The sequence below is a fragment of the Petrotoga sp. 9PW.55.5.1 genome (assembly GCF_003265365.1).
GTDB lineage: Bacteria > Thermotogota > Thermotogae > Petrotogales > Petrotogaceae > Petrotoga.
Genome location: NZ_AUPM01000053.1, coordinates 1 through 11,111, shown reverse-complemented (window position 1 = coordinate 11,111; position 11,111 = coordinate 1). Strand labels below are relative to the sequence as shown.

9 protein-coding genes are annotated in these 11,111 nt (G+C 31.7%); 8 read left to right on the top strand and 1 reads right to left on the bottom strand.

All coding sequences use genetic code 11. From position 1 onward, the window contains the following. Nucleotides 1-104: 104 nt before the first annotated feature. Genes PW5551_RS07930 through PW5551_RS07920 form a run of 3 tightly spaced genes read left to right on the top strand, consistent with a single transcriptional unit; the run spans nucleotide 105 to nucleotide 3,204 of the window. Nucleotides 105-986 carry an aminopeptidase gene (locus PW5551_RS07930; protein WP_233488489.1) on the top strand — a complete coding sequence of 294 codons (882 nt, stop codon included), beginning with the start codon at nucleotides 105-107 and terminating at the stop codon, nucleotides 984-986. 8 nt (nucleotides 987-994) lie between these two features. Next, a complete protein-coding gene (locus PW5551_RS07925; RefSeq protein WP_041534130.1) occupies nucleotides 995-2,302 on the top strand; it encodes a hypothetical protein in 1,308 nt (435 codons plus the stop codon). A gap of 11 nt (nucleotides 2,303-2,313) precedes the next feature. Next, nucleotides 2,314-3,204, top strand: a complete 891-nt coding sequence (locus PW5551_RS07920) for a radical SAM/SPASM domain-containing protein (protein ID WP_012209360.1) — start codon at nucleotides 2,314-2,316, stop codon at nucleotides 3,202-3,204. A gap of 829 nt (nucleotides 3,205-4,033) precedes the next feature. On the opposite strand, the gene PW5551_RS07910 is transcribed toward PW5551_RS07920, so the two are convergent. Further along, on the bottom strand, nucleotides 4,034-5,749 hold the full coding sequence (locus tag PW5551_RS07910; protein ID WP_113075248.1) for a hypothetical protein: 1,716 nt from the start codon (nucleotides 5,747-5,749) through the stop codon (nucleotides 4,034-4,036). Nucleotides 5,750-6,116: 367 nt separating this feature from the next. On the opposite strand from PW5551_RS07910, the gene PW5551_RS10210 reads away from it, so the two are divergent. The 5 genes from PW5551_RS10210 to PW5551_RS07895 form a co-directional block, all read left to right on the top strand. Continuing rightward, nucleotides 6,117-6,260: a hypothetical protein gene (locus PW5551_RS10210; RefSeq protein WP_155811095.1), complete on the top strand. Its 144-nt coding sequence runs from the start codon at nucleotides 6,117-6,119 to the stop codon at nucleotides 6,258-6,260. Between the two features lie 180 nt (nucleotides 6,261-6,440). Next, entirely contained in the window at nucleotides 6,441-6,584 is a 144-nt protein-coding gene (locus tag PW5551_RS10205) for a hypothetical protein (RefSeq protein WP_155811094.1), read from the top strand. 117 nt (nucleotides 6,585-6,701) lie between these two features. After that, nucleotides 6,702-8,126 carry a PqqD family peptide modification chaperone gene (locus tag PW5551_RS07905; RefSeq protein ID WP_012209365.1) on the top strand — a complete coding sequence of 475 codons (1,425 nt, stop codon included), beginning with the start codon at nucleotides 6,702-6,704 and terminating at the stop codon, nucleotides 8,124-8,126. Then, a complete protein-coding gene (locus tag PW5551_RS07900) occupies nucleotides 8,126-9,844 on the top strand; it encodes an ABC transporter ATP-binding protein (protein WP_113075247.1) in 1,719 nt (572 codons plus the stop codon). The genes PW5551_RS07905 and PW5551_RS07900 overlap by 1 nt, the downstream gene beginning before the upstream one ends. Nucleotides 9,845-9,909: 65 nt before the next feature. Further along, on the top strand, nucleotides 9,910-11,111 hold a 1,202-nt coding region (locus PW5551_RS07895; RefSeq protein ID WP_113075246.1), incomplete at its 3' end, for an MFS transporter.

Below are 11,111 nucleotides of genomic sequence, written 5' to 3'. Positions count from 1 at the left end.
TGTGAGAGAAGGGGTACAGAATGTCGAGAAATCAAAATAGTGAAATCAATACTTGTTTCCATAAGGTACTATCTGAATGCGGAGTAATTGATCAATTTAAAAAAGTGATCATTATCTTTAAAGAGAATGAATACGTTTGGATAGAACTTAAAAACGTATTGGAAAAATATGAAGTTAATACTATAATGGTTCGTATTCCTAATGAAGAAAAAGATATTAACTCGTGGATTCCCAAAAGATGTGAAAATGGATTATTTTTTATTGAGCCGTTAGGTTTCTACGAAGCTGATTTGACGATATTCGGACTACCAATAGAAGCCCGCGATTATATATTTCAAAAACGCTTGCATGAGAGATTTATCGAACTTCAAACCTCTGGTCAACCTACTATTATGATTGACTGGCCACCTGAAGATATAGAATCTTCGCTCAAAGAACTAGTAAGTCACTTATATATCCGGGCTTTATGTGCTGATTACTCAAATGTTCATACAGAAAATGAACGCTTAAAAAATTGGTTGAATAGGGGACGTGCATATCGAATAACTACCAGTAACGGTACCGACATATTAATTAAACGAGAAGAGCGCCCTATCCATACTGAAGATTGTCTTATTAACAAAACGAATAAAAGTATTTTGCAACTGCCATGTGGAGAGGTCTTTTTTGCGCCCATTGAAAAAGCTTCAAATGGAGTACTAGTAACAAAAGTGGGTAAGAAAAAGATAGAGATTAGTATAAAGAATGGTGTTGCTAGATTTGAAGATGAAAGGTTTCTTAAAATACCTAATGAATCCTTTTTAGGGGAATTTGGTATAGGCACCAATAGATCAATGGCTAAGCTATTTTCGTTATCTTCAGGTGAAAAGGCTTACGGAACTTGCCATTTTGGTTTTGGTAACAATACAGATATAGGTGGGCAAATTTCCACTGAGTATCATTATGACATCATAATTGATGAACCTACGATAACAATTTTGGAATGATTTATGTCATGACAATAAGACATTTTCTTTACAATAAAAAAAAGATAGAAATTTTATCTCTTAACGGTAATTGGATCGACTTTCACGATTTAATTCCTTATATACCTATCGAAGATGGGGATCAGTTCTTTTTAGTCCTTTTTGGTAAAAAAGGAGAAAGGAAGATTTTTGTTGCTTACTATACTGAGAATACGATAGAGTGGCTAACAGTTTTTTTTGATGGTAGAGATGAGCTTTTTGATAAATGCCAAGCAAATATTGTAATCGAAAAAGTAGGAAATGAATTGACCCTAAATGTACAGTACCAAATAAGAGGAGTTAATATAGACTCTTATTTGATACTATTAGTTGAAGAAAAAATAAAAAAAATAAAAAAAATATCAATCAATGATTTAATGATTGTTGATTATCAAAGATTTGGCCCTTTTATTATTGGGGCACTTCATGAAGGAATAAGTAGGATAAATTTAAGTTATATACTTGTCTGGGAAGATGTATCTTCATTGTTGCTAACGTCACAAAAAGGATCTTTTACACTCCCCACCTGGACAATTTCTTGTCCAGCTGTTGTAAAAATTAATGATAGTTCTCTTTATTATTCTTCAAATCATAGTATAGCTAACAAAAATGAATTGTTTTTTGAAGATATTAGAAATATCGTAATTAATATAGAGACCGAACCTAGCAATTTTCAATACAGTTATTATTACGGATCAGTTATATCTAATGTTCCACTTAAAGATAAATGGGATTATAAATCAGAAATTACAAAAATTATTCAATATTATGAAGACCACTTTAAACCTCTTAAGTATCTTCACATTTCAACATATTCAGGAGATATTGCGAATGCAGTAAGTTTTTCACATTTAATATTATTTCGAAAGGAATTGCTAGCCAGTCCAGAAACTCTACTATTTAGTTATTTACCCCATGAAATCGCTCATCAGTGGTTTGGAAATAATATTAAGTTTAGGGGTAAAGGTGCATCGTTACTTACAGAAACAATAGCAGAACATTTACAGTTATTATATGATACTTACCGTTTTGGGCATTCCTTTTTAGAGCGTCGTTTAAACTGGTACAAAAAAAATGAAATTTCAAATAATAAATTTCAAAAGTATGCGTTTCTATTGTTGAAATGGCACGATATATTTGAAACATTAGGAACAAATAGTTACTTCAATCTTTTAAATGAGTTACTTTGTTCTAGCACTCGAATTGTTCAAGTTGATGAATTTTTAAGCAGATTTGCATCAGCAGCAAAAATAGACATTCATTTCCTGATAAAGTTATTTTCGGGATATTTCCAATAAGAGGTGAAGAGATGCTCCATCAATCTTTTTTAATTATGGGTGGTTGTAATTTAAGTTGCTCCTATTGCTATTACCAGGTAGGTAACCTTCACTATTCTCCCACTCGTTTAAAACCTTCAGATGTTGAACAATGGGTTGAAAAATGCATGCATTTAATGAAAATAGAATCCATTACCTTTACTGGAGGAGAGCCCTTATTAAGGAGAGATTTTTTTGAGTTTGTGGAGATACCTATAAGATACGGAATTGATACCAGAGTTTTGACCAATGGCACATTACTAACTGATAAACATGCAAGTTTCTTTCGTGATAATAATGTTGAGGTTTGTGTGAGTTTAGACAGTATATCTTCTAATTATCACAAACAACATCGTGGTGGATTTGAAAGAACAATGGAAGGGATTTTAAAACTACGCGATCATAAGGTCAGGCGCAGGTATTTGACCTCTATTATTAGTAAAGGTAATTTTGATCAAATTGAAGAACTAATAAATTTTGCAAGGCGGAATAATTTTGGAATCAGGTTTCATCCTATTGCAGTTGGAGAAGATAACCCACTATTTTTAGGTAATTGCTCCAAGCAAGAACAATCTTTAATATTAAACAGCTTAAATTCATGGGCTAAACAAAATAATAAAGAATACTATTTAGGATTAATTTATTCAATTATGAAGTTTGGAGCTCCTCCAAGATTGAGCGATTGCCCTTTCACAAGACAATCTATAGTAATCGATTCGGATGGAAGTATATATCCATGTTATCAACATAAAGATGATAAAAGGTATAGGCTCGGTAACATTACTCAGACAAGTCCTGAAGAGGTTGAAGAAAATAAAAGAAAATTTTTTACTCAGGTTCAACCTGCGTCATGCATAAAAACCGCTTGTCTTGGAGTATTTTAGTTGCACTTAATAACAAATATTTTTGTTCTAATTCAAGCGTTCTTTGCATGATCTAAGATATGAAATTCATCACAATGTGTTCTCTTGAGTTTGACAGTTGAGAGATGGTTTTTCAGTAAACCGAACGAAAGAAAGCGAGTTTGAGAGAATAAATCGCCTATTTTTTTGAAAAAAATTTTTGATGTAGTGACACTTTTGAAAAACACAGAAAGCAAAAAACGCTTTTTTACATTTATTCATGCCTGTTTTAGAATTCTTACATTTTTGTAATTGTCAAACTCAGGGTATTCCTAAATTCGTATCTTTTCCAATTGAAGATAGATAAGTTATTGAATAAAAATCTATTATAAGATCTCAAGCTTAAAGACAAAAAATAGACCATACTTTAAACTAAAAGCCGACCAAGTTGCCCAGCATGGGCAATAGCTAAGCGGTGAAAGTCCGTTGTGGGCCAGGTAGCGGGAACCACTAGTCGAAGGCAAGGGTGTCCATCGTGAGGTGGAATCTGAAGGAAGCCCAAGACAAAGTCCCGGTCCGATGAACAAGAACCAGATACAAGGCTAAGTGGAGTGGACGAGTTTGCCTAACAAAACGAAGTCCAACAGCTATCCAGAACTTCACGGAGTAGATCTGGCGGATATATGGGATGAAAGTTATTGCACTTACCTGGGGAGATCTCAAGAACATGCTGTTAAGGCAACCCATGCAGCAATGTATGGCTGAATCTTGAGAAGTTAGCAGAGGTCATAATACTCATTGGAAGATGAGGAAGGACGGTAGATAAATAAATAAATTAATTAATTAATTAATTATCTACCTCCTACCCGATTTAAAAATTGCTGATAATTTCCACAAACTCTTCTCTTTCTTCCCCTTCAAACACATAAAAAGAAAGGGCAGAAGGTTTTCTTTTCAACGTATATTTTTTCACGAATGGATTAATCTCTTTTGGTACTTTCGGTGTGAATTCTTTGGGGATATCCTTTAAATCATAGTACCTACCGTAATTCATTATGAACTTTTCTATCGTCTTTTTTTGTCTTGTATCAAGACCAATGTAATTTTCAATGAACTCTTTTAAATTCTTTTTATTTAAGTCTTTCATAAATCTTTTTACAACTTCTTCCCTTCCCAAATAAAAAGGATGTTCTTTGAAGGTTATATTTTTGTTTGTGTAGATTTTTGGTTCTTGAGCGTTTGTTAGTAAAGAATTAAACTCTATCTTTTGATTTCTTTCAAAGACAGAGTTTATTAACTCTTTAGTGTAGTAATCACATCTTTCTTCAATTAAACTGTCATCTTGTATCTCTTTAATTATCTTTTTTAGATCGATCTCTTCTTTGTAGTAATGAACGAGGTAAGATGTAAAGAGTTCTGATATTTGCCTTTCTTTTGAAAGGTTTTTAAACTTTTCAAGGTTTATCTCAAACTTTTTATCTATATCCTTCTTTTTCAATTCTTTGATTATACATATAGGTGCGGATGTGGTGATTTCAAACTCAAGAGCATCTATAATGTTTCTCAAGATACTTGGTTGAATGTACTGTGTCTTTGCAGATAAAAACTCTTTTAATGTTCTTTCAGAAACATTTATTGAATCTATGGGTATCTTTTCTTTTCCTATCTCTTTCCTTATGAAATCTCTTAGCGTTTTTGTGTTTAAGTAATTTCTATTTCTAATATTCAAAACAAAACATCTGACATCATGAATGGTATATCCAAACTCATTCCATATTATTTTTTTCTTATCACCACTCAGCGATGAAACTAAACGTGAAAAAATAAAGGCGGTCTCATAAACCAAAGGATCTTTATTATTCTTTTGTACTTGAAACATAGTATCAAGGGAATTGAAAACATCAAAGTTATCATCATGAAAATAGTAACCAAGATAGAATCCTAATGGAAAAGTAAAAGCTAAAGCCTTTTCTTTGTTTGTATCTTTCAACCACCAAGATATATTGTTTAAAGCCTGCACCATGCCAGAAGGATGTGGAACAGTTTTTAAAATCTTAAATGCTTCGATGTTTAAACAAACTGCTTCATCGTATTGTTCTTCATTCTTTTTTCCTCTTGATTTTGATAGTAATATGAAGCCTTTGGTGGCGGGAGTATTTTCATAACTTTCACTCCAAATCCTAATGGTTTGCAAATCTTTTTCTTCAAAATTTAATTCACGAACATTCTTTAACTTCTCAACGACTATTCCTCTTAAATACTTAGGAAGTTTTTCGAATTCTTCCTTCAATTGATTGAATACTTCTTTAATCTCTTCATTTCTAGAAAGATTGACTAAAATACTTATCTTTTCAACTAAAATTAGACAATACAAACTACCTTTTTTCAACCCCTTTATCTCTTTATCTATTATCTCAAGGGCTTCATTATATTTAACATCCCATTTTAATTTCAAAACGTTTATGTAATTGACAATGTTTTTATTTTTATCTGTTTTATCACTTTCTAAGTAATGAACAACATAATTCAAAATTGGTCTTATGAACTGTCCTTTATTAACAATTTTGACCAAAGATCGAAGATTCATTCTAAGAACCTCCCTAACCTCATGAAATATTTACACAGCGTTATAATAATGGAATATTCGTTTACTTCAATTCAACTTAGAAATTTTCTAAAAATAAACCGAAACCATTCAAACACAATTGTACCATAATACAGATAAAAAAAGAAAAAGAGAATATAAGTAATTTAAAGATAACAAAAATTATCGAGTTTGATTTTAACATAGGTATTTTTTGATCGATCTCTGTAATACTTTATAAATACATATTTGAAGCTAATTAAAAAAACACTTGAAAACCATATGGAAAAGTGTATGATTAAAATTGAGGGTTGGATTATTTGAGATATTAGTTTTAAATTAAAAGAATAATTCAAGGGGGTGAAAGAGGATGAAGAAATTTGTTGTTGTTTTGATAATCACTGTTCTGGTATTAGGGGGTTTATTTGTTTTTGGTGGAGAAGATCTCGATACAGGATCAACAGATGGTGTAGTACCCAGAACGATTGTAAGTGTTGTGGAAGAAATAGAGTAAATGTTTGGTTGAAGTATTTACTTTAGGTGAAAAAAAACATTTGAAAAAGCTTAGAAGATTTAAGAAAGTATCTAGATAAGTTTTTGAAGGAAAAGATTGTGAGGAGAGGAATTATTTGCCGGCAAGTAGCAAACCTGCAGGGAAAAAGGTGAAAAATAAAAATGAAAGGAGGGAAATGCGATGTCAAGAACTAATTCTGGGACGAGAAAAAATTATTCTAGTCCAGTAATTAAACTTCCTAGATCAAATTATGATCCAAGTATCATTACAGCAAGATCCGGAATGGGGATGTGTAAAAAAACCTGGCCAATTAGTACAAAATAAGCTTTCACAACAAAGACTATCTTTGTTAAATATTGTTAAAATGAAATAGTGGAATAAAAATGCTTAAGGAAGAGAAGGGAAATTCCTCTTCTCTTCTTCCAAATAAGGGGTGACAAAATGCTGAATATTATGCCAGAAACTTTGATTTGGGATGTTACACAACTTTGCAATTTATCATGTATACATTGTTATAATAATGATAGATATGGAAAAAACAATATTTACCATTCTGGAAAAGACCTTACAACAGAAGAAGCTAGGAATGCTATAGAAAAAATAGCGAATTCAGGAGTCAAACATATACATCTCCTTGGTGGAGAACCATTTTGTAGAAAGGATATTTTTGAATTATGTAGTTTTGCAAAAAAAGAAGGATTAATGGTTACTGTAAACACTAATGGCTTGTTTCTGACACCTGAAAATTGCGAAAAACTTGTTTTTTCAGAAGTTGATTCCATAACAGTAAGCCTTGATGGGGCTACCTCAGAGGTTCACGATAGAATCAGAGGAAGAGGGGTATTTGACCAGGTTATAAAAAATTTAGAAGTTTTTCTTAATAAAAGAAATGAATTGAAGAGTAAAATCAAAGTATTTATTGCCTTTACAATGTTGAACTATAACATTCATCAAATACCTTTAATCGTAGATTTGGCAATGAATATGGGCCTAGATGGTATAGATATTATGGAATTATATTCCTCAGGAAATGCATCAAATGGAAAATTTGATTATTCTAAGGATGAATCTATTAAGCAAATGGAGATGTTAGCTAGAAAACTAAGAAACAATCAAAAGTATTTCTCAAATTTTTTTGTACAATTAGATACTGTATTTTCTCTGGTTGAGTATTTAAATAAAAAATACTTGGCAAATTTTAGTTTTAATCCTGAATTTACAAATTGTACAGCAAGTGATGGAATGTTTTATATGCAAGCAGATGGTGAATTGCATCCGTGTGGGGTAGCTAATAATCCACTTTATAATAAAAATCTTTTAAATGATGGCGCTTATAAGATTGAATCTATAAATATTAAAAACATTCGCTCTTTAGAAGAGATGGTAAAAAGTGATTATAATCAAACTTTTCTTAATTTTAAAAAATTGTTTAGAGCAAGACAATTTACCCAATTTCCTATATGTTCAAGTTGTGAGCATCGTACAATTTGTTCCCAATTATGTCCTATAATTTATTATTACAAAAACAATATCGAAATATGTTCAAAAGTGAAAAAACTAAAAAATAATTTCATAAGAGACATGATTAATAAAAAAGTTTTCTTAAGAAGAGAAGTTTTAAAGAAAGAAGAGAATGATAAAATTTATTTATGGGATCATCAATGGAAAACATACAGACTAATTGAAGGAAGTGGTAACGAGATTTGGAGGCTAATTGAAAAAGGAGAAAATGAAATAAGAAATATAATAAAAGAATTAGATAAAAAATACAATAATGAAGTAAAAAGAGATAAAATCAAAGAAGACGTGGTTTTTTTCATTAACGAATTATATAACTCAGAATTTGTTACATTGGAGGAACTTTAATGAAATATAAACACGCCTTGTATTTTCTTTGGGAAGAGGTCTCTCGTTTTAAAAAAGAGTTATTCATAAATTTCATACTAATTTTCTCATCAATACCATTAGTAGCCGTGACTCCATTTTTAATCGAAAACTTGATGCAAGAAATTACAACAATAAACGATGGGCAAGGAATGAAAAATGCCTTAATTACAGCTATACTGATTCTTGTTATTTATTCCTTCACACGTTTCATTTGGTTTTTTTGTGATTATCATGGAGACATTTTGAAATTGTTAGTGAAAGGAAACTTGCGTGAGAAATTATATCTAAAGGTTCTAAAGTTGCCAGCTTCGTACCATAAAAGGAAGCCATCAGGTGAATTGATGGCGCGATTCACCTCTGATATTGACATAGTTGGAGAAGAAGCGCTTTTTTTCACATCTGTTTTTCAGGCAATAGCTGAGTTTTCGGTAGGATGTTATGTCGCTTTTAAATTAAATACTTATTTAGCGATAATATTTGTTTGTTCCTTGCCCATATACTTATTATGCCAAAAGCAGTTCAAACCAAAGATGGAAAGTATGTCTTTGTTAGAACGAGAGGCAAACGATAATGTTGTAAAATCAATAGAAGAAGGGATAAATTCAGCAATTATCATAAGATTATTGGAAAAAACCGCCTATTTTTACCATCTTTTTCAAAACAAGATCCGCAACTGGCATAATTCTATGAAAAACAAAAGTTTTTATGAAAAACTATATAATAGTATAACTATGTATATTGAAGAAGGTTTACCTATTATTATTTTGTGTATAGGTGCAATTTTATCAATGAGGGGTTTAGTAGATATTCCAACGCTGATCGCCTTTTTCACATTCGTTGGAAGGCTATATGTCCCAGTATGGAACCTTGCTTTTCTCTTCACTACCACACCTGCTGCTTTTCCATCAATAAATAGAATTGAAACTTTACTAAACCAAGAAGAGGAAAAAGTACGTAAAGGGAAGCCCTTTCCAAAAGAATTTACAATTGATTTCCACGATGTTTTCTTCTCATATGAGGAAAATAATTATATATTAAAGAATATAAATTTACAAATCAACAAAGGTGAAAAGATAGCCATTGTTGGATCAACCGGAACAGGGAAAAGTACTTTACTTTTACTGTTAACTGAATTATATAAACCGCAAAGAGGAGAAATATTGTTAAATAAATTAAAATTTTCACAATATGATCTTTCAGATTTGAGAAGAAATATAAAATATGTAGAAGGTTCTCCTTTTATATTCAATGCAAGTATAGAAGAGAATATCTTATTAGGTGAAAAAGTTGAAAAAAGTATAATAAATAAGATTTTAGAAATCACACAACTAACAGAATTTTCAGAGTCTCTTAATAAAAACTGTTTGCTCTTATCCAGTGGGCAAAAGCAAAGAGTCAATTTAGCTCGAATATTATTACATCCCCCTAAGGTGCTGTTGCTGGATGAAGCTACTTCTGCAATGGATTCACACACTGAAGAATTAATATTTGAAAGTCTAAAGGAAAAGGAAAAAGATATGACGATAATATTGGTTTCTCATCGCCTTTCAACAATAATAAAAGCAGATAAAATATATTTTATGGTAAACGGAACTATAGCTGATTCCGGCTCACACATAGAATTATACAAAAAGAATGAAAGTTACCGAGAATTATTTAAGAAACAGTATGTCAAAGATGCTCAGAATGAAAGATAAAAACTTAAAAGGAATTATAGTTCATTCATCAGGTAGTGATCTTATAAAAACCGGGGGTAGCACCTATGTGGCGTTTTGGTAAATCAATCAAACTTGACTCTACAATAATGAAATATTATTTTATTATTATGCTTTATGAGGGTATTGATAAATTATTTGGGACTGTCTATGTTGCTCATATGGGTATAAGGGGATTAACTTCATTTCAAATCGGCCAGGTATTAGCGATTTCTTCAATAGCGTTAAGTATATTTGACTATCCAACTGGAAACATTGCTGATAAATACGGTCGGAAAAGATCGTTAGTGTTAGGATTTTTTATATGGTCCATCGGTTTACTGGTATTTTTCCAAGCAAGTAATCTATTCACTTTTATCTTGAGTATTTTATTGTGGGCAGTCGGCGTATCGTTGATTAGTGGTACTCCAGGAGCTTGGTTTGTAGATGAAATTACTAAAGAGGGTCGATCGCATTTAAAAACGAAAGTGTTTCCGAATGCAAATGCAATTTCACTAATATTCGGTGCCATTGTGGCTTTATTATCCTCTCTTCTTGCAATTGGTCGTCCGGATTTTCCCTTATTGGTTGCTGGTATAATGGGACTTGGAACATCCATCATTCTTATTTTCATTTTAAATGAAAATTACGGAGATAGGGCAATTTCATTTAGGAAAGCCCTTGTTCGAAACACAATTGATATTTTTAAAAGTACCACGATGAGATTAATTTTGATTCGCTCTATGACAGGAAGAATCGCATTCCAGACCTTTGTAATGATATGGCAATTATATATGGTTAAAGAGCTTAAATTGCCTACTGCATACTTAGGTTTCACAATGGCCATTTTTCTTGTAGTTTTAGCAGTCGGAAATAGTTTAGCAGGCATACTTCTAAAGCGTTTTGAAGGTGTGAAAGTATCAATAATGGGGCAAGGTTTAATTGCAATAGGTTCTATTACAATCGCTTCTCACACTTCAATTGTTGCTTTCTACATAGGAGCCTGTTTAATCGAATTGGGATTGGGCATAGATATGAGTGCAAGTTCAGTATGGGTTCATGATTTCATTCCAAGTGAGAGGAGAGCATCTTATATTTCAGCTATTTCTGCTGCTGGATCCTTGTTTGGTTTTACTATTCCTTTAGTAAGTGGTTATATTGCGGATCAGATAGGTTTTCGCTACAATTGGTTGTTAGCATTTATAGGAAGCCTTATTACAATTACACTATTAATCAAAATCGGTACTGCAATAAGAACTGTGAGAGAAGG

Coding starts and splice junctions, on each gene's coding strand:
- PW5551_RS07925 (WP_041534130.1), top strand. CDS start 995: ATGACAATAAGACATTTTCTTTACAATAAAAAAAAGATAGAAATTTTA.
- PW5551_RS07920 (WP_012209360.1), top strand. CDS start 2,314: ATGCTCCATCAATCTTTTTTAATTATGGGTGGTTGTAATTTAAGTTGC.
- PW5551_RS07910 (WP_113075248.1), bottom strand. CDS start 5,749: ATGAATCTTCGATCTTTGGTCAAAATTGTTAATAAAGGACAGTTCATA.
- PW5551_RS10210 (WP_155811095.1), top strand. CDS start 6,117: ATGAAGAAATTTGTTGTTGTTTTGATAATCACTGTTCTGGTATTAGGG.
- PW5551_RS10205 (WP_155811094.1), top strand. CDS start 6,441: ATGTCAAGAACTAATTCTGGGACGAGAAAAAATTATTCTAGTCCAGTA.
- PW5551_RS07905 (WP_012209365.1), top strand. CDS start 6,702: ATGCTGAATATTATGCCAGAAACTTTGATTTGGGATGTTACACAACTT.
- PW5551_RS07900 (WP_113075247.1), top strand. CDS start 8,126: ATGAAATATAAACACGCCTTGTATTTTCTTTGGGAAGAGGTCTCTCGT.